Source organism: Flavobacterium aquicola, from assembly GCF_003385115.1.
Classification (GTDB): Bacteria; Bacteroidota; Bacteroidia; order Flavobacteriales; family Flavobacteriaceae; genus Flavobacterium; species Flavobacterium aquicola.
Genome location: NZ_QUNI01000004.1, coordinates 287,609 through 308,459, shown reverse-complemented (window position 1 = coordinate 308,459; position 20,851 = coordinate 287,609). Strand labels below are relative to the sequence as shown.

General features: G+C 34.2%; 12 protein-coding genes and 3 tRNA genes. 9 read left to right on the top strand and 6 right to left on the bottom strand.

Annotated elements, in window-relative coordinates; genetic code table 11:
- Positions 1-80 precede the first annotated feature (80 nt).
- Entirely contained in the window at positions 81-2,528 is a 2,448-nt protein-coding gene (gene thrA / locus C8P67_RS08820; protein WP_115812445.1) for a bifunctional aspartate kinase/homoserine dehydrogenase I, read from the bottom strand.
- An 813-nt stretch (positions 2,529-3,341) separates the two neighbouring features.
- Here thrA and hutH point away from each other — a divergent pair.
- Genes hutH through C8P67_RS08805 form a run of 3 tightly spaced genes read left to right on the top strand, consistent with a single transcriptional unit; the run spans position 3,342 to position 6,926 of the window.
- Positions 3,342-4,856: a histidine ammonia-lyase gene (hutH, locus tag C8P67_RS08815; protein ID WP_115812443.1), complete on the top strand. Its 1,515-nt coding sequence runs from the start codon at positions 3,342-3,344 to the stop codon at positions 4,854-4,856.
- Positions 4,857-4,905: 49 nt separating this feature from the next.
- The gene (locus C8P67_RS08810; RefSeq protein ID WP_115812441.1) at positions 4,906-5,550 is read left to right on the top strand and encodes a DUF47 domain-containing protein; all 645 of its coding nucleotides are present in this window, start codon (positions 4,906-4,908) and stop codon (positions 5,548-5,550) included.
- A 29-nt stretch (positions 5,551-5,579) separates the two neighbouring features.
- Positions 5,580-6,926, top strand: coding sequence for an inorganic phosphate transporter (locus C8P67_RS08805; RefSeq protein ID WP_115812439.1), 1,347 nt, complete (start codon positions 5,580-5,582; stop codon positions 6,924-6,926).
- A 426-nt stretch (positions 6,927-7,352) separates the two neighbouring features.
- Here C8P67_RS08805 and C8P67_RS08800 read toward each other — a convergent pair whose 3' ends face one another.
- From C8P67_RS08800 to C8P67_RS08790, 3 genes are all read right to left on the bottom strand, one after another.
- The gene (locus C8P67_RS08800; RefSeq protein WP_115812437.1) at positions 7,353-7,868 is read right to left on the bottom strand and encodes a DUF421 domain-containing protein; all 516 of its coding nucleotides are present in this window, start codon (positions 7,866-7,868) and stop codon (positions 7,353-7,355) included.
- A gap of 62 nt (positions 7,869-7,930) precedes the next feature.
- Entirely contained in the window at positions 7,931-9,301 is a 1,371-nt protein-coding gene (gene rimK / locus C8P67_RS08795) for a 30S ribosomal protein S6--L-glutamate ligase (RefSeq protein ID WP_115812435.1), read from the bottom strand.
- A 139-nt stretch (positions 9,302-9,440) separates the two neighbouring features.
- The gene (locus C8P67_RS08790; protein WP_115812433.1) at positions 9,441-11,987 is read right to left on the bottom strand and encodes an ATP-dependent Clp protease ATP-binding subunit; all 2,547 of its coding nucleotides are present in this window, start codon (positions 11,985-11,987) and stop codon (positions 9,441-9,443) included.
- A 260-nt stretch (positions 11,988-12,247) separates the two neighbouring features.
- Here C8P67_RS08790 and gyrA point away from each other — a divergent pair, with 260 nt between their 5' ends.
- From gyrA to C8P67_RS08775, 3 genes are all read left to right on the top strand, one after another.
- Entirely contained in the window at positions 12,248-14,896 is a 2,649-nt protein-coding gene (gene gyrA, locus C8P67_RS08785) for a DNA gyrase subunit A (protein WP_115812431.1), read from the top strand.
- A 99-nt stretch (positions 14,897-14,995) separates the two neighbouring features.
- On the top strand, positions 14,996-16,264 hold the full coding sequence (locus C8P67_RS08780) for a tetratricopeptide repeat protein (RefSeq protein WP_115812430.1): 1,269 nt from the start codon (positions 14,996-14,998) through the stop codon (positions 16,262-16,264).
- Between the two features lie 573 nt (positions 16,265-16,837).
- Positions 16,838-17,902 carry a tetratricopeptide repeat protein gene (locus tag C8P67_RS08775; protein ID WP_115812428.1) on the top strand — a complete coding sequence of 355 codons (1,065 nt, stop codon included), beginning with the start codon at positions 16,838-16,840 and terminating at the stop codon, positions 17,900-17,902.
- Positions 17,903-17,993: 91 nt separating this feature from the next.
- Here C8P67_RS08775 and C8P67_RS08770 read toward each other — a convergent pair whose 3' ends face one another.
- Both C8P67_RS08770 and C8P67_RS08765 read right to left on the bottom strand, forming a co-directional pair.
- The gene (locus tag C8P67_RS08770; protein ID WP_115812426.1) at positions 17,994-18,755 is read right to left on the bottom strand and encodes a C40 family peptidase; all 762 of its coding nucleotides are present in this window, start codon (positions 18,753-18,755) and stop codon (positions 17,994-17,996) included.
- A 104-nt stretch (positions 18,756-18,859) separates the two neighbouring features.
- On the bottom strand, positions 18,860-20,044 hold the full coding sequence (locus C8P67_RS08765; protein WP_115812424.1) for an acetyl-CoA C-acyltransferase: 1,185 nt from the start codon (positions 20,042-20,044) through the stop codon (positions 18,860-18,862).
- Between the two features lie 467 nt (positions 20,045-20,511).
- On the opposite strand from C8P67_RS08765, the gene C8P67_RS08760 reads away from it, so the two are divergent.
- The 3 genes from C8P67_RS08760 (at position 20,512) to C8P67_RS08750 (ending at position 20,836) form a co-directional block, all read left to right on the top strand.
- Positions 20,512-20,595: transfer RNA gene (locus tag C8P67_RS08760), tRNA-Ser, on the top strand.
- Between the two features lie 78 nt (positions 20,596-20,673).
- Positions 20,674-20,748 (top strand) — tRNA-Pro (locus tag C8P67_RS08755).
- A gap of 14 nt (positions 20,749-20,762) precedes the next feature.
- A tRNA-Arg gene (locus C8P67_RS08750) sits at positions 20,763-20,836 on the top strand.
- Positions 20,837-20,851: the final 15 nt, after the last annotated feature.

The following is a 20,851-nucleotide window of genomic DNA, read 5'->3' as shown; positions in this document are numbered from 1 at the left end:
GCTAAGTTTCTAAGTCGCAAAGTTTCAAAGTTTCTAAAACGACTTAGCGACTTAGAAGCTTTGCAACTTTGAAACTCTTTTTACACATTTCCTATTCTAATCACATCGGCAAAAATTCCTGATGCTGTGACTGCTGCACCGGCACCGGCACCTTTTATCAATAATGGCTGATCCACGTAACGATCCGTGTAGAATAAAACGATATTGTCTTTTCCTTCCAGATTGTAAAACGGATGATCTTTTGGGATGAACTGTAAACCTACGCTTGCCTTTCCGTTTTCGAATTGAGCGACAAATTTCAGTCGGCTTTCTTTTGAATTCGCTTCTGCTAAAATCGATTCGAAGTGTCTTGCGTGTTCTTTTAACGAAGCGAAAAACGCGTCATTATTAGTTGTTCCCATGCATTCTTTTGGAAGGAAGGCTTTGTTTTCAATGTCTTCGATTTCCATTTGGTAACCGCTTTCGCGAATCAAAATCAGAATCTTTCTGGCAACGTCGATTCCGCTTAAATCAATCTTTGGGTCTGGTTCTGTAAATCCTTGAACACCAGCTTCTTTTACAACGTCATGAAAAGTGTTATTTTCATCAAAATTATTGAAAATGAAATTCAGACTTCCTGACAAAACGGCTTGAATTTTGTGTACTTTATCGCCAGAAGCGATTAGGTTTTTTACCGTATCGATGATTGGCAATCCAGCTCCAACATTCGTTTCAAAAAGGAAAGGCGCATTGAATTGGCGTGATAGACCTTTTAGTTTTTTGTAATTATCATAAGCCGATGAACAGGCAATTTTGTTGCAGGTTACAACAGCGACATTTTGTTTTAAATACTGCTCGTAAGTTTTAGAAACTTCTTCGTTAGCTGTAATATCTACAAAAATACTGTTACGCAAATTCAGTGCTTTTACTTTCGAAATAAATTCTTCTTTGTTGGCTGTTTCTCCTTTTTCTAAAAGTGACTGCCATTCTTTCAAAGAAATTCCGTCTTCGTCAAAATGCATTTTTCTGGAGTTGGAAACGGCAATAACTCTTAGGTTTATTTTTAAATTTTCTTTTAAGAATTTCTTCTGTTGGTGGATTTGTTCGATGAATTTTTCACCTACATTTCCAACACCCATTACGAACAAGTTTAACTGCTTAGTATTTTCTTCAAAGAAGTTTTCGTGTAGAGTATTCAGTGCTTTTTTAACATCTCTTTCATTGATAACTACTGATATGTTTCTTTCCGAAGCACCTTGAGCAATCGCACGGATATTTACATTGTTTTTTCCTAAAGTACTGAACATTCTACCGCTTAAACCTTGGTGATTTTTCATGTTTTCGCCAACCAAAGCAATGATGCAAAGGTTTTGTTCTACGATACAAGGATCAATTTTGTTTTGTGCGATTTCAATTTGGAATGCTTTATTGATTGCATTTTCAGCTGTTTCGGCATCCGAATTTGAAATACCAATACATATAGAATGCTCCGATGAAGCCTGAGTAATAAAAATTACGTTGATACCTTCATGTGATAAAACCTCGAACAATCTTTTAGAAGAACCGGCAACACCAATCATTCCGGAACCTTCCAGAGTAATCAAAGTGATATTGTCGATATGTGTAATTCCTTTTACCGGATTGCTGTGGTCAGTAACGTTGTTTGAAATCAAAGTTCCTTCGGCTTGCGGCTCGAAAGTATTTTTGATATAAATTGGAATATTTTTTCTTAAAACGGGCTGAATTGTTGGCGGATATAATACTTTGGCACCAAAATGAGACAATTCCATTGCTTCCTGGTATGAAATAGTTGCAATTGGCTGTGCCTGTTTTACAATTTTTGGATTGGCAGTAAACATTCCGTTTACATCTGTCCAGATTTCCAGATCACTTGCATTTAATGCTCCTGCAATAATTGCTGCAGTATAATCAGAACCGCCGCGTCCTAAAGTAGTATGTATTCCGTCTTCGGAAGTTGCAATAAAACCAGGCATTACAACAACCTGATTTTCGTTTGAAGCAAAAAAATCAGCTATTAGTTTGTTTGTAACTTCAAAATTCACGGCAGCTTTACCAAACTGATTATTTGTTTTAATCAATTCACGGCTGTCTTTGTAACTGCTGTTTTTTAGTTTTTGCTTTAAAGCTTCAGCAATTATGTATGATGATAATAATTCGCCGAAACTTAAGATGGTATCCAAAGTTCTCGGGGATAATTCACCCAAAAGAAAACAGCCGTCAAGCAGTGTTTCCAGATGGTTGATGATTCTTTTTATATGGCTTAATAAACCGCTTTGCTCGCTAACAGGAGTCAATTGTTTAAGCGCTTCTAAATGTTTTTTCTCGATTTCGGCAGCAATTTCTTTAAAGCTTTCATCGTTTGCAGCGGCTTTGGAAGCGGCTAACTGCAATAAATCGGTTACTTTGCTTAGAGCGGATACAACAACAACAAGCTTTTCATCTTGTGCTTTATTAAGAACTATGTCTAAAACTAATTTTATGTTTTCTGCATTGGCTACCGAAGTACCGCCAAATTTTAATACTCTCATAAGAAGTTTATTTGTTTTATGTAATTTTAAACCGCTGTTTTAATTGTTACTATTTGAAAATCAGCAATTTTGTGTTTTTATTTTTGATTGTAAAATGATTTCTATACACCCATGACTTTCTTTCTTTAAAGAAAAAAGTACAATAGCTGGATTATATGTAAAATGTATACCCCTAAGGGGTAGTAATTGTAGTAGATGTAGTTGTAACAGCAAGAGCAACCCAGATTTGAGTTGTTATCGAAGGATGATATGTGCTGTTAAATTTCTTCATTTTGATTTTCCAAAAGTACTGTTTTTTATGAAAAAAGAAAGCTATATTGTTCGTTTTTGCGAATAGTTTAATAATTAAAATTCAATGTTGGTACAAATTTAATATTGCGCAATTTATTCATTTGTTTATTGAGATTATCTTTGTTTTCTGCTGAAGTTTTTTGTGGTTTTGTACCGGATTTAATGATCGAACATTAGCAGTTTTACTTTAAAAACGATAATCTGGTCTTTGAAAATTTTTAAAATAATAAAAATTTATATGACTACCTGTAATTAACACCAAGCAGATAAATTAGCCACAGATTAAAAAGATTTACGCAGATTTTAAAAAAAAGTGTAATAAAATCTGTGAGAATCTTTGTAATCAGTGGCAAAACAAAACACACATGATACTCTTTGTGGACAGTCATAAAAAAAATTAAGTAGTAATCAGCATCTGTGGCGGTTTCTAGACTTTATTTCGTCTCAACTTTAAATTATTGTTATAAAACATTGTTTTTTAATAAGGTTTTGTGGAATTTTGAACACTTAAAATCAAATAAAATGGAGAATACACATTATATAAGTACCGAATTGCTTTCTTTTGAAACACTGCAGGAGATTATTTCCCATCATAAATCCATTGTGCTTTCCGAAAATGCCAAAACGAATATTCTAAAGTGCAGAAAATACCTTGATGCAAAAATGGCTTCGCATTCGGAACCTATTTACGGAATTAATACTGGTTTTGGTTCGCTTTGTAATGTGAAAATTTCAAATGAGAATTTGTCAAAACTCCAGGAAAACCTTGTGAAATCACACTCCTGCGGAACTGGTGAAGAAGTGCCGAATGAGATTGTAAAAATAATGTTACTGCTTAAAATACAATCGCTGAGTTATGGACATTCGGGCATACAATTGGAAACAGTACAGCGATTGGTTGATTTTTATAATAATGATATTTTGCCGGTAATTTACACGCAGGGATCTTTGGGCGCATCAGGGGATTTGGCTCCTTTGGCACATTTGTCACTGCCTTTATTAGGGGAAGGAGAAGTTTGGTTTGAAGGTAAAAAAGTAAATTCCGCAGAAGTTTTGAAACGTTTTGAGTGGAAACCAATTGTTTTAAAATCCAAAGAAGGTTTAGCATTGTTAAACGGAACGCAGTTTATGAGTGCTTATGGCGCTTATATTGTAATTAAAGCGAATAAGTTTTCGTTTTTGGCAGATTTAATCGGAACAATTTCATTGGAAGGTTTTGACGGGAGAATAGAGCCTTTTAATGAACTGATTCATTATATAAGACCGCATAACGGACAGATTGCTACTGCCAAAAGAGTAAAAGAGTTTCTAGATGGCAGTGAAATCATCGAACAGCCGAAAACTCATGTTCAGGATCCGTATTCGTTCCGCTGTATTCCGCAGGTTCATGGTGCTTCCAAAGATGCTTTTGATTATGTAAAGAAAGTATTTAAGACAGAAATCAATTCGGTAACCGATAATCCTAATATATTTATAGAAAGTGATCAGATTATTTCCGGCGGGAATTTTCACGGACAGCCATTAGCTTTGGCTTTGGATTTCATGGCAATAGCATTGGCAGAATTAGGAAGTATTTCGGAGCGCAGAACCTATCAGCTGATTTCGGGACTGCGAAATCTTCCTGCTTTCTTGGTAGATAATCCCGGTTTAAATTCCGGATTTATGATTCCGCAATATACAGCTGCAAGCATCGCAAGCCAGAATAAGCAGCTGGCAACTCCTTCCAGTGTTGATAGCATTGTGTCGAGCAACGGACAGGAAGATCATGTAAGTATGGGAGCGAATGGCTCGACAAAATGCTTAAAGGTTATGGAGAATCTGGAACGTATTTTGGCTATTGAACTGATGAATGCTTCTCAGGCAATTGAATACAGAAGACCTTTAAAATCAAGTGATTTTATAGAAATGTTTTTAAAATCTTACAGAAATGAAGTGCCTTTGGTTAAGGAAGACAGAATTTTACATTATGACATCGAGCAAACAGTGGGCTTCCTAAACAGTTTTCAAATTGAAGATGATTTGTTAACATTGGCTTAACATTAGCTTTAAATAATGAAGTAATTTTGCACTAATAAAAAATAAACAAATGTCATTAAATAGTATTTTTCAATTTCTGGTTCCAAAGGACAAAAAATTCTTCCCTCTTTTTGAAGAAGCATCAAGTAATTTAATTGAATTAGCTTCAAATCTGCACGAAGCTGTAAATCTTCCTTTAAAAGAAAGAGAAGCTTTATTTCATAAAATAGATGAATTAGAGCAAAAAGGTGAAGATATTACCCGTCAGACCAACTTAGAATTGAGCAGAAACTTTATCACTCCTTTTGATAGAGAAGATATTCACTCTTTAGTAACTTCTATTGATTATGTTGCGGATTACCTTCACGGAGCTGCTTCAAGAATGCGTTTGTATCAAGTGGATAAAATCACAAAATCAATCCGAAAAATGACAGAAATCAATCTTGAGGCTTGTCAGAATATCGATGTTGCTGTAAAAGAACTAAAAAACTTAAGCAACATGAAAACGATTACCAACGCTTGTGCTAAAATTAACAAGCTGGAGAATAAATCGGATATGGTTTACAATAAAGCAGTTTTTGAAATTTTTGAAAACGAAACTGATGCTAAAAATATCATTAAATATAAAGAAGTATTGTCGGTTTTAGAATCAGCAACTGATAAATGCAAGAGTGTTGCCAGTGTGTTAGAATCTATTACAGTAAAACATTCTTAATTTAATCTATTCATTCTGAAGATATTGATATGACTTTACTATTAATTATTATAGTTCTAGCATTAATTTTTGATTACATCAATGGTTTCCATGATGCTGCCAATGCTATTGCTACTGTTGTTGCAACCAAGGTTTTATCTCCTTTTCAGGCGGTGCTTTGGGCGGCTTTTTTTAACTTTTTAGCTTATTGGGTTTTTGGTTTAGGTGTTGCTAATACTGTTGCAAAAACTGCAAACACAAGCGAAATTGATTTGACAGTAATTCTTGCAGGTGTTGTTGCAGCTATTATTTGGAATTTAATTACTTGGTGGCAGGGAATTCCTTCCAGTTCCTCACATACTTTAATTGGTGGTTTTGCTGGAGCAGCGATTGCTCATGCAATTACAATACACGGATTTTCTGATTATACTGTTCTTGAAGATGGTGTACAGCATACTAAACACTGGTATGATATTGTAAGCTGGTACAAAGCTGGTAAAGACGGCGGTATGCCTTCCGGAGTTGTAATTATTATTGCATTTATTGTTCTTGCGCCTTTATTGGGAGCATTAATTTCGTATATAATCTCTATTTGGCTACTGAATGCTTCAAGAAAAAGTATTCTTCCAAAACTGTTTACTATTGGGTTAATGATAGTGTCAATTTGGTTTGTTTATGGCCAGATGGTTCCATTTGAAAAAATAGAAAAACCACGTTTTGAATCTCATTTTTGGAGTATTGTATTTGAATCGCATAATATTAAGTGGTTTTTGGTCGCTTTTATAATACTGTCAATTTCGACATTTGCTTTAATATTCAGTAGTTTAAATCTTCACAAGGCTGATGCGGTTTTGAAAAAAATGCAGTTGCTTTCTTCTGCGGCATTTAGTTTAGGTCACGGAGGAAATGATTCTCAAAAAGTAATGGGAATTATTGCTGCGGCAGTAGCAGTTTATATTAAAACCAGCGGTGTCGATATTATGAATCTTCCAGAATGGCTGCAGGTAGTTCTTCCAGATGATGATAAAGGTATAAAAGGTGCAATGCCAGAATGGATTCCATTGGCTTGTTATACTGCAATCGCTGTAGGAACATTGAGCGGAGGATGGAAAATTGTAAAAACAATGGGTTCCAAAATTACCAAAGTAACTTCTTTTGAAGGTGTTGCTGCGGAAACAGCAGGGGCTTTGACACTTTATTTCACAGAGCATTTTAAAGTACCAGTAAGTACAACTCACACTATTACAGGATCGATTATTGGAGTAGGTTTAACAAAACGTGTTTCGGCAGTACGCTGGGGAGTAACTGTAAGTCTGCTTTGGGCCTGGGTACTTACAATTCCGGTTTCTGCATTACTGGCTTCATTAGTATATTGGATTCTAAAAGTATTTTTGTAAAATCTATACTTAATAAATAACGAAAAAACCATTCAATTCGAATGGTTTTTTTATGCTGTAAAATGAATTATATTATTTTTAGGAGCAGAAGTTTTCGGTTAGAATCAGCAGTTGTCCCGCTCTTCGTTGCAATCTTGTGAGCCGAACCCCGGCTCACAAGGATTTTCACTTCGATCGGGGCTAGATTAGAAGTTTAGTATTTTATTTCAACTTCCTTAAAATGAATTCATTTAAATAATTTTAAAAAAAATGTGTAGTTCTTGGGTATAGTCCCAATGTCATTAAGTTAAGCTTTAATTCACTCTCGCAAAGGCGCTAAGACGCAAAGTTATGATCGGATTTCTTTGCGTCTTAGCGCCTTTGCGAGAACTATATTTAAATAAACACTAGTGAGAAATCTTTAACTTAATGACATTGAGTAGGGGGCTAATTGCCTCGAACTAGATTTTTATGATTTTTTCTTCGTTTGTAATGGGTTTGTTTTAAAGTCTGGTCACCAGTAATGATACTTATGTTTCCGTCAATTTCTAGCATGGCGAGTTTTACATCTTTAAAGTGCTGTACGCCGTGCTCTCTCATCGCTTCTTTCAGTTCATCCGAAGTAATGCCTAATTTGCTTAAGTTTTTAAAATCCAGAGTTCCGTTATGAATTAAAATCTCTGGTTTTTCGAGAAATAAATCACTGAATTTTTTATAACGGTATATTAATTTCTTCAATATAAAATTAATTACAAACAGAATTGTAGCTGCTGCCAAACCGCCCCAAAGCGTTGTGTTGTTGCCTACCATTGCATTTTGAACCGAATTGCTTATCAGGAGAATCAAAATCACATCAGAGGTGTTAAGCTGTGATAATTCTTTTTTGCCAAAAAGACGCAGTGCAACAACCATAAATAAATATACGGCTGCACTGCGGATGATGATATCTAAATACTGATTCATTTTTTTGATGGCATTAAGCTATAGGCAATATGCTATAAGCTGCTATTGTGTAAAGCCTATAGCTACTTAATCTTAAAGTTTTTTTCAATTGCTTTAATCATTTCTCCGGCAATATCTTTGTTGGTAGCACCTTCGATTCCTTCTAGCCCCGGAGACGAATTTACTTCCAGTAATAACGGTCCTTTTGAGGAACGAATAATGTCTACGCCGGCAACTTTTAAATCCATTGCTTTAGCAGCCTTTATGGCAATCTTTTTTTCTTCGGCGGTTACTTTTATTACAGATGCAGTTCCTCCTAAGTGAATATTAGCTCTAAATTCGCCTGGCATCGCTTCTCTTTGAATTGCAGCAACTACTTTGCCATCAATCACAAAACAGCGAATGTCTTTACCGTTTGCTTCTTTAATGAACTCCTGAACCAAGATGTTTGCATTAAGGCTTTTGAATGCATTGATTACACTTTCGGCTGCTTTTTTAGTTTCTGCCAATACGACACCTTTTCCCTGAGTTCCTTCCAGTAATTTTACAATAAGTGGTGGTCCGCCAACCATTTTGATTAAATTGTCTGTATCCAAAGGCGAATTAGCAAATCCTGTCGTTGGAATATCAACACCGTGATTCAGTAATAACTGCAGCGAAAACAGTTTGTCTCTCGATTGTGTGATGGCAGTTGATGAGTTTAGACAAAACACTTTTAAAGCTTCAAATTGTCTTGTTAAAGCACAGCCATAAAAGGTAATACTTGGACGGATTCTAGGGATAATAGCATCAAATTGATTTAATATTTTTCCGCCACGGTAATGTATTTCGGGAGTTTTGGCGTCCAGTTTCATGTAGCATTCTTTGATGTTTAAGAAATGCATTTCATGGCCTCTCATTTCACCGGCTTCCATTATTCTTTTGTTGCTGTATAGTTCAGGATTACTAGCCAAAAGCCCAATTCTAAGGCCAGAACTGGCTTTCTCTGAGTTTATATACAGTTCTTTCAGACTTTCAGCAGTTGGCTGTCCTAGTAGGTATTTTTGTTCAGGATCAACGAGGATTCTGCCACTCATAGCTTCTCTTCCTAAAAGCATTCGAAATCCCATTGAATCTCGATTGGTCAATGTCATTTCGATTGGCCATCTTGTTTCACCAATAGAAATGCTGGTTTGAATTACATAGCGATGTTCTCTAAAACCGCTGGAGCTTTTTACAATACGTTTCCCAACCAGCGGGGCTTCGCAATGAATAACCGTTTTGTTATTATTTTGAATTGGATTAATGTCAAACTTAACCCAATTGGCATCGTTTTTTATAAATGGTGCAATATTTATAGCATGCAAAGCAGATGTTTTGGCGCCAGAATCGACACGGGCTTTTATTGTAGGAATTCCTAATTCTGGAAATGAGCACCATTCTTCGCTGCCCAGTATGACTTTATTTTGTACCATAAATTAATTTTGGTTGATCTTTTATATGTGATATCAAATGTAAATATTTGTTTTTAAAAAATACGACATTATCCTATAAAGAATAAACCCGTTATGTTATTAAAACGTAACGGGTTTATTATGGATGTATTATTTTAAATTATTGATTTGTAGGTTCTTCTGCTTTGTGAACTTTTATAGTTAACTCTTGAGAACCATCCTCAATGTCCATGAATATTTCGTCACCGGAAGTGATTTTTGAAGTGATAATTTCTTCAGCTAGAGCATCTTCAACATACTTTTGAATTGCTCTTTTTAAAGGTCTCGCTCCAAATTGTTTGTCAAATCCTTTATCGGCAATAAATGCTTTTGCTTTTTCAGACAATTTCAATAGATATCCTAATTCATTAACTCGGCTGTATAGTTTTTTCAGCTCGATTTCGATAATAAGATTGATATCTTCTTTTTCCAAAGAATTGAATACAATTACATCATCAATTCTGTTCAAAAATTCAGGAGCAAAAGTTTTCTTCAAAGCATTTTCAATAATACTTTTAGAGTTATCGTCTGCCTGAGCAATTTTGGCAGCAGTGCCAAATCCGACACCTTGTCCAAAATCTTTCAACTGACGTGCTCCAACATTCGAAGTCATGATAATTATCGTATTCTTGAAATCAATTTTGCGTCCTAAACTATCAGTCAAATAACCGTCATCCAATACTTGAAGCATCATGTTGAAAACATCTGGGTGTGCTTTCTCAATTTCGTCAAGTAATACAACACAATACGGTTTTCTTCTTACTTTTTCAGTTAATTGCCCGCCTTCTTCGTATCCTACGTATCCTGGAGGCGCTCCAACCAATCTTGAAATTGCAAATTTCTCCATGTATTCGCTCATGTCAATTCGAACCAAAGCATCTTCAGAATCAAATAATTCTTTGGCAAGAACTTTGGCTAATTGTGTTTTACCAACACCAGTCTGACCTAAGAAAATAAACGAACCAATTGGTTTGTTAGGATCTTTTAATCCAGCACGGTTTCTTTGAATAGAACGCGCAATTTTTAAAACAGCGTCGTTTTGTCCAATTACTTTGTCCTGAATCAGCTCAGGCAATTTAGCCAGTTTGTTGCTTTCAGTCTGTGCAATTCTGTTTACAGGAATGCCAGTCATCATAGAGACTACATCAGCTACATTGTCTTCGGTAACAACAATTCTGTTGCTTTTAGAGTCTTCTTCCCATTGCTCTTGTGCTATGGCTAAGTCTTTCTCTATTTTTTTCTCATCGTCACGAAGTTTAGCCGCCTCCTCATATTTTTGTTTTTTAACAACCAGATTTTTCAATTCGCGAACTTCTTCCAATTGTCGTTCTAAGTCTAATATCTGCTTAGGAACATCAATATTGGTGATGTGAACTCGAGATCCGGCTTCATCCAGTGCATCGATAGCTTTGTCCGGTAAGAAACGTTCAGACATATATCTGTTTGTTAATTTGACACAGGCTTCGATAGCTTCAGGAGTGTAAATCACATTATGATGATCTTCATATTTGTTTTTGATGTTGTTCAAAATCGCAATAGTTTCCTCAACAGATGTTGGTTCTACGATTACTTTTTGGAAACGTCTTTCAAGTGCGCCGTCTTTCTCGATGTATTGTCTGTATTCATCTAGAGTAGTAGCTCCAATACATTGAATTTCTCCTCTTGATAAAGCAGGTTTGAACATATTTGAAGCATCAAGCGAACCAGTAGCACCGCCAGCACCAACAATAGTATGAATCTCGTCTATGAAAAGAATGATATCGTCATTTTTTTCTAATTCATTCATAACTGCTTTCATGCGTTCTTCAAACTGTCCTCTATATTTAGTGCCGGCAACTAAGCTGGCTAAATCTAGAGTTACCACTCGTTTGTTGAATAAAATACGCGAAACTTTCTTTTGAATAATTCGCAAAGCCAATCCTTCAGCAATTGCTGATTTACCCACACCAGGTTCACCTATTAGTAATGGGTTGTTTTTTTTGCGTCGGCTCAAAATCTGAGAAACACGTTCTATTTCTTTTTCACGTCCAACAACAGGATCTAGTTTTCCTTCCTCGGCCATTTCTGTTAAATCTCTTCCAAAATTATCAAGAACCGGAGTTTTTGATTTTTTATTTGATTTATTGGCGGGATTATTAAAACTGCCTTCTTTGAGACTGTCATCTTGTCCTGAATCATCATTATATGATTCGTTTTTTGGCAAGTTTTCTAAAAATTCTTCTTCGTTTGGAGTCATATTAATGTATTGTTCTTTTGCTACGTCATAATCTATTTTTAGTTTATTCAGCAGCTTGGTTGTAGGATCGTTTTCATTTCTTAAGATACACAACAGCAGATGTGCTGTGCTAATGGAGGAGCTCTGGAAAACTTTTGCTTCCAAAAAAGTTGTCTTCAAAGCTCGTTCAGCTTGACGCGTCAGATGTAAATTTTTCTTTTCTACACTGACATCAATGCTAGGGCTGGCGGGGCTTAGTATCTCAACCTTTCGTCTTAAATGATCAAGATCAATAGCGAGGTTGTTCAGGATGTGAATAGCTTTACCATTACCATCCCTCAGAATGCCAAGCATCAAATGTTCAGTACCTATAAAGTCATGTCCAAGACGTAAAGCCTCTTCCTTGCTATAAGTAATAACGTCTTTTACTCTAGGTGAAAAATTATCATCCATAATATTGATTGTTGTTTATGTAAATTTAGTAAACATGAAGTTTAAAAGCAAAAATCATACCTGATAAATCTATTAATGCTAATTGACAAAAAAAATGAAGAATAAACAGTTAAAAGGAACTTAATTTATCAACTAAAAGGCAATAATAATTTGTTAATAAATCAGATAAATTTATACATATTTTATGACCGAAAAAATATTGAGAAAGCTTATATTAGCGGGATTTTTTAATACAAAATAATTAATTTAAGAATATATTTATGTCTGAAGGAGAAAAGTTAATTCCTATTAACATTGAAGATGAAATGAAATCAGCTTACATCGATTATTCGATGTCAGTAATTGTCTCAAGAGCACTTCCTGATGTAAGAGATGGTTTGAAACCAGTACATCGAAGAGTACTTTACGGAATGTATGATTTAGGAGTAACTTCAAGATCTGCCCACAAAAAATCTGCAAGAATAGTCGGGGAAGTTTTAGGAAAGTATCACCCTCACGGAGATACCTCAGTTTATGATGCAATGGTACGTATGGCTCAAGAATGGAGTATGCGTTATTTATTAGTTGACGGACAAGGTAACTTTGGATCTGTAGATGGTGATAGTCCAGCAGCAATGCGTTATACTGAGGCTAGAATGAAAAAGATTTCGGAAGAAATCATGGCCGATATCGAAAAAGAAACAGTTGATTTTCAATTGAACTTTGATGATACTTTATATGAGCCAAAAGTAATGCCGACACGTGTTCCTACATTATTAATTAATGGTGCTACAGGAATCGCAGTAGGTATGGCAACAAATATGCCTCCTCATAATTTAACTGAAGTTATCAATGGTACATTGGCGTATCTTGATAATAATGATATTGAAGTTGATGAATTGATGAATTACATCAAAGCTCCTGATTTTCCAACTGGAGGTGTGATATATGGTTATGAAGGCGTTCGTGAAGCTTTTAAAACCGGTAGAGGACGTATTGTTATGCGTGCCAAAGTTGGTTTTGAAGAAGTGGACGGAAGAGAATCAATCATTGTTACCGAAATTCCGTATCAAGTCAATAAAGCTGATATGATTAAGCGTACAGCTGATTTGGTTAACGAAAAGAAAATAGAAGGAATTGCTAATATTCGTGACGAATCGGATAGAAACGGTATGCGTATCGTTTATATATTGAAACGCGATGCAACGCCAAACGTTGTTTTGAATACCTTATATAAATACACGCAATTACAATCTTCTTTCAGTGTAAATAATATTGCATTAGTAAACGGACGTCCGCAAATGCTGAATCTGAAAGATATGATTCATTATTTTATTGAGCACCGTCATGATGTAGTTGTCCGCAGAACACAATTTGAATTACGCAAAGCGGAAGAAAGAGCACATATTTTAGAAGGTTTAATTATTGCGTCAGATAATATTGATGAAGTTATTGCGTTAATAAGAGGGTCGAAAAACACTGAAGAAGCCCGCGATAAATTAATCGAGCGATTTAATCTGTCAGATATTCAGGCTAGAGCGATTGTAGAGATGCGTCTGCGTCAGCTGACTGGTCTGGAGCAGGATAAATTAAGAGCAGAATTCGAAGAATTGATGAAATTAATTGAGCATTTGAAGGCTTTATTAGCAGATATTAATTTAAGAACAGCATTAATTAAAGAAGAACTTGAAGAGATTCGTGAGAAATATGGTGATGAGCGCCGTTCGCAGATAGAATATTCTGGAGGAGATGTAAGTATTGAAGATTTAATTGCTGATGAAAATGTGGTTATTACTATTTCTCATGCAGGTTATATCAAACGTACAAACCTTACTGAATATAAAACACAGAATAGAGGAGGAGTAGGTCAGAAAAGTGCAGGAACAAGAGATCAGGATTTCTTGGAGCACATGTACGTGGCAACAAATCACCAGTATATGATGTTCTTTACTCAAAAAGGAAAATGTTTCTGGATGCGTGTTTATGAAATTCCTGAAGGAAGTAAAACTGCAAAAGGAAGAGCAATTCAGAATTTAGTAAATATTGAAAGTGACGATAAAGTGAAAGCTTTCATCTGTACGCAGGATCTAAAAGATAAAGATTACATCAATAGTCATAATCTTGTGATGGTAACTAAGCAAGGCCAAGTTAAGAAAACATCTCTTGAGAAGTATTCTAAACCAAGGGTAAATGGTGTTGCTGCTATTACTATTAAGGAAGGTGATGAACTTTTAGGAGCTCAGTTGACCAATGGCGAAAGTCAGATTATTTTGGCTGTTAAGTCAGGTAAATTAGTTCGTTTTGAAGAAACTAAAACGCGTCCGATGGGAAGAACAGCTTCTGGAGTCCGCGGTATTACATTAAAAGATGATACTGATGAAGTAATCGGTATGGTTACTGTCGATAAAAACGATATTAATGATTCTCAGATTTTAGTTGTAACTGAAAACGGTTATGGGAAACGTACCAAATTAGTTGACGAAGACGGTGAAGATGTTTACAGAATTACGAACCGTGGAGGTAAAGGTGTGAAAACACTTAATATTACTGAAAAAACTGGAAAACTGATTTCGATTAACGCTGTTACTGATGCTGATGATTTGATGATTATCAATAAATCTGGATTAACAATCAGAATGGCTATTGAAGATTTACGTGTAATGGGCCGTGCTACTCAGGGAGTTCGATTGATTAACTTAAAAGGTAAAGATTCAATCGCAGCTGTTACAAAAGTAATGAAAGATGATGTTGAAGAAGTTGTTGTTGATGAAGACGGTAATGTTATTGAATCTGCTATTGAAAGAGTTAAGCCGGATTTAGAAGTTCTTGAAGATGATGGTTCAGTAGAAGAAGATGAAGACGAGGATGATGAGGCAGCAGATGAAGAATTGGAAGAAAATGACGATGATGATTCTGATGAGGACAAATAAATAATTGAAGTAATTTTAAACATTGACGCTTTATGATAAAAGTCATTAAGTGTCAATGTTTTTCTTGATAATTTTGAATTTAAATTAAAAACTATAAATATGAAAAGTAGATATGTAATAATTGCGTCAGCATTATTTTTATCAGTAACGAGTTTCGCTCAAAAAAATGAAATAAAAGCTGCTGAAAAAGCACTTAAATCTGGGAATTCTGCCGAAGCTATAACAATTTTGACTGGAGCTGAGTATTTAACAGCAAATGCACCTGATGCTGAAAAAGCACAGTTTTTATTTGTAAAAGGGAATGCATATTTGGATTTGTCTAATAAGAATGTTGAAACGGATAAAAATTTAATTTTAGCTGCAAAAGCTTATCAAGATTTAATCGCTGCTGAAAAAGCATCGGGTAAATCAAAATATTCTGCACAAGCAGCAACTTCAATTGCTGAGATTAAAGGAAAATTAATTAATTCTGCTATTGATGATACTAAGGTTGATAAAAATGCAGAAGGAGCTCAAAAATTGTATCAGGCTTATTTATTGGAGAAAAAAGATACTATAAATCTTTATTATGCTGCGTCAACGTATGTTAATGCTAAAGATTATGACAATGCTTTAAAGCTTTATGAAGAATTAAAAGTGTTGAATTATTCTGGTAAAGCTACTTATTACTATGCTGTAAATAAGGTTAATAGTCAGGAAAATTCTTTTGCGACTGCTGCGGAGAGAGATAGAATGGTTAAGATGGGAACCCATGAAAAGCCGAGAACTGAAAACGTTCCTTCTAGAAGAGGCGAGATTTATAAAAATGTGGCTTTGATTTATGTGCAGCAGGGGAAAATGGATGAAGCTAAAAAAGCAGTTTCTGATGCTAGAAAAACAAATCCTGACGATACATCTTTGATCTTGACTGAAGCTAATTTGTATCTTGAAACTAAAGATATGGATATGTACAAGTCTTTGATATCTGAAGCATTAATAAAAAATCCAAATGATGTAGATTTAATTTTTAATTTAGGAGTGATAAGTGCTCAGGCAAAAAATTATACTGAAGCTGAAAAGTTTTATAATAAAGTTATTGAATTGAATCCAAAATACACTAATGCCTATATTAATATGGCGGCGATGAAATTGGAGGATGAAAAAAGTATCATTGATGCTATGAATAAATTAGGAACTTCTGCTGATGATATGAAAAAGTATAATGCTTTAAAAAAGAAAAGAGAAGACTTGTTTAGAAGTACAATACCATATTTAGGAAAAGCTGTTGAATTAGATCCTAAGAATGAAGATGTTGTTAAAACATTATTAAACGTGTATAGCGCATTAGAAATGACTGCAGAATATAAAGCATTGAAGGCTAAAATGTAATTTTTTATAAAAATAAAAAACCTGCCTGATTATTATAATCGTGGCAGGTTTTTTTTGTATTTGTATGTCTGTGTTTCAGAATTAATGGATTGTAATCGTCTCTAAAAATCTGTTCGAGAGAGATTAGGAATGCAATCTGCTTATCAGTTTGTAATGTGATTTAGAAAGTTTTTTAATCTGTTTACGAAATCGTTATAATTAAATTGAAAAATTGTTTGAAAATTATTTGTGTTATCAAATTTTAATTTTATTTTAGAGGCAAATTAAAATTTTTACAAAAAAAATGCAATAAAAAAAACAACTGTAAATTAAATATTGTTAATAAAATGCATTTTTGGTAAAATCAAATAAAATTATAATTAATTGAATATTGTCTAACCAAATTTAATAAAACATGGTATAAAATTACACTTCGTGATTAATCGTTACTGATTAATTAAAATTTTAGGATTTTTAAATAAAAATACATTTTGGCTATATTTCTTTAGTAAGCTGATTTAATTGTAATTATCATATCCTTTAAAAAACCAAAACCCTATAAAATAATCTTGTTTAATATCTAAACTTAACCTCATGAAAAGAAAATTTGTAATACTATCAATGGTGTTATTGATAAATGTCGTTGTTAATGCCCAAAAAACACAAATAAAAGAAGCTCAAACATTTTTCTCGAGCGGTAAATCTCAAGAAGCCTTAGCAATTCTTAAAAAAGCAGAATACCTTATTGTAAATGCAACTGATGAGGATAAATCTGATTTTTATTTTTTGAAAGGTAATGCGTTTAAGGATTTAGCAACAAAAAATATTGATGCAGCTAATAATTTTTCATTGGCTTCCGAAGCTTATCAAGAATTGCTTAAAGCGGAAAATGAAGTTGGGAAGTATAAATACACTTTGCAGGCAAATACTGCATTAAAAGATATGAAATCTAAGCTTGTGAATGGTGCGGTCGAAGATTATAAAGCAAATAAATTTAAAGAGAGTGCTGAAAAAAGCTACAAAGTTTATTTATTTGATAAAAGAGATACTTTGAATTTATTTAATGCGGCTTCCGCATCAATGGTGGCCAAAGATTTTGATTCTGCAATTAAATATTATGAAGAATTAAAAAAAATTAATTATTCTGGAAAAAGGATTGTATATTATGCTACAAATAAGAAAACAAAAGAAGAAGATAGTTTTGTTTCCGCTGGAGCTAGAGAATCGGGAATTCAAGTTGGTCTTTATGAAAAACCTAGAGATGAATTTTCATCTTCTAAAAGATTTGAGATTAATAAAAATTTAGCTTATATCTATTTAGAAAGAAATGATTTCGAAAAATCAGAGATCTGTTATAATAAAACTTTGGAATTAGATCCTAAATATATTGATGCGTATATTAATCTGGCTTATGTTAAGCTGGAAGCAAAAAAAGTATTAATGGACCAGATGTCTGCTTTGGGTAATACTCCAAAAGAAATGCAGCAATATGATGAATTGAAAATTAAAAAAGATAACTTGGTTAAAAGTGCTATTCCTTATCTAAAGAAAGCATTGGATATAGATCCGAAAAATCAAGACGTGATAAAATCATTAATGGGAGTTTATCGTTCTCTTGATATGACAAATGAATATAATGCGCTCAAAGCAACTATGTAATAGAAATAAAAAAGGCCAGAGTTTTTCTGGCCTTTTTCATATTGCATTCTTAGTTTGACTTATAGTGTCATCTCAAAGAATGTTTTTTCTTTTAAATTATTTTTTTAATTACTCTAAGTTTATGGGTATGTTTGTTGGTTTCGGCGTTATAAATTCCTAAGTGATCTAAACGATCGATTCTGACTTTGCCGCTAGCGTGAATAATATAATTATTTTCCATTATTATCCCTACGTGAATAATATTTCCTTCGTCGTTATCAAAAAAAGCTAAATCTCCGGCTTCACTTTCTTCAATAAAACTTAAGGCTTCACCTTGAGTTGCTTGCTGTGATGCATCTCTTAGCAGTTTGTATCCATTTAGTTTGTATGCCATTTGTGTAAAACCTGAACAATCTATTCCAAAAGGCGTTTTTCCTCCCCATAAATAAGGAGCATTCAAATACATAAAAGCAGAAGTAAGGATATTGTTTTTTGCTTTTATACCACTTGTTTTGGTGCCTTCAAAATCAAAAGGGCTTGTGTTTATTTCAGGATAATTCAAAAAAGATAAGGATGCTCCAAGAGGTATCGGGATCAATGAATTGGATGGTGCTAGAATATAATCTATCAAATCGGCATTCAAAATTATTGCATCTGAGGAAAGTTGGATGTAGTTTGATTCTGAAATGCTTTGAAACTGTTTCGTATCTATCCAGCCTTCGTATTGATCATATTGTATTTTAATGCGTGTCCATTGTTTATGTTGTTCTAAAACTTCAAAGTGCTCACCAAATAAAACTTGGGAAACAATCTCACTTTTATCACTGGCTTCTGCACGAAGTGGAATCATGGCTAGATTACAAATTCCAAACATTTATATAAATTAGATTAAAAATAAATACGAATCAAAAATTATCGTAAAAATAGTAATTTTCAATTCGTATTATTTAATTATTTCTTTTTTATTTAAAAGGGGATTTATGAAATATTCCTTTCTATAATTAAAGCTGATGCACCGCCGCCACCGTTACAAATAGCTGCTGCTCCATATTTGGCATTGTTTTGTTCTAATACATTTAATAAGGTAACAATAATGCGCGCACCCGAACAGCCAAGCGGATGTCCTAATGAAACAGCTCCGCCGTTTATGTTTACTTTACTATTGTCTAATTCAAGTATTTTTGAATTGGCTAATCCTACTACTGAAAAGGCTTCATTGAACTCAAAATAATCGATTTCATCTAATGTTAAATTTGCTTTTGCTAATGCTTTCGGAAGTGCTTTTGCAGGGCTTGTTGTAAACCATTTTGGTTCTTGGGCTGCATCGGCATATCCTTTTATAAATGCCAATGGTTTTAAACCTAATGCTATTGCTTTTTCTTCACTCATTAATATGATAGCAGCGGCACCGTCATTTATTGTTGATGCGTTTGCGGCTGTTACAGTTCCCTCTTTTGTAAATACAGCATTTAAAGTAGGGATTTTTTCGAGTGTTACATTGGTATATTCTTCATCTTTTAAGAAAATAATTGGATCTCCTTTTCTTTGCGGGACTGCTACGGGAACTATTTCATTATCAAATTTACCTTCATTCCATGATTTTGCAGAACGTTCGTATGATTGAATGGCAAATTTATCTTGTTCTTCTCTTGAGATTTTATATTCGGCTGCACACAGATCTGCAGAAACTCCCATGGCGTTGTTGTCGTAAGCATCGGTTAATCCATCTTTTTGTAATCCATCCAGCATTGTAGCAGGACCGAATTTAGTACTGTTTCTTAAATTTATATAATGAGGAATTAAACTCATGTTTTCCATTCCGCCAGCGACTACAATTTCAGCATCTCCGCATTGTATGGCTTGTGTGCCCAGCATTATGGCTTTCATTCCAGAAGCACAGACTTTATTAACTGTTGTGCATGCAGTTTCAATTGAAAGACCAGCGTAAATAGATGCTTGTCTGGCGGGAGCCTGTCCAATACCGGCTTGAATAACGTTGCCCATAAAAACTTCGTCAACCAAATTTGGGGCTAATTGTATTTTATCCAATGCTCCTTTTATGGCTGCTGCACCTAATCTTGGTGCTGTTATTGTAGATAATCCTCCCATGAAACTGCCTATAGGTGTTCTAACAGCAGAAACGATCGCAACTCTTTTGCTCATGTTTAATACGATATTGATTTGTATAGCAAATTTAAAATATTTTTATAATTTTAAAGCTTTTTGCAAAATTAAATTAGGATATATTTAATGAATTGATATTTTTACTGGTGTTTTTAAATGAATTATTAAAAGTTTTTTTTTTGTTCTTCAAAAAAGAATTGCTGATCTGTTGAGTTTTTTTTAAATTTAATATGCAATAAGATGCATTTTTTGAATTTTGGATTAATTAGTATTGTGTGATTTTGCTATCGTATATTTTAATTTTTGAGGTGATATTCTAGTAAAGCTTTTCTAACGGATGGCGTAAGGGTTTTATTTATTTTTTTAATGTCAGCTATATCTTTGATTGTGAAGTCATTTTGATAAAATGCTAAAAAATATTAAAAAAAAGTATTGAAATAGTTGTGAGAAACGTAAACATGTCTTAAGTTTGCAACCGCAAATCAGGACACGTTTCCTGAGGTTTTGGAGAGGTGCCAGAGCGGTAATGGAGCAGATTGCTAATCTGTCGACGGGTAACCGTCGCCAGGGTTCGAGTCCCTGTCTCTCCGCAATTTATTTGTGATTAAGAATCATAGCAAGATTCAATATTTTATTATATTTTCATAGGTAAATTTATAGATTGTTTTCGGGGTGTAGCGTAGCTCGGTTATCGCGCCTGCTTTGGGAGCAGGAGGCCGCAGGTTCGAATCCTGCCACCCCGACAAATAAAAATAATGGACGCATAGCTCAGCTGGATAGAGCACCTGCCTTCTAAGCAGGCGGTCGAAGGTTCGAATCCTTCTGCGTTCACAAAAATCCTCATTA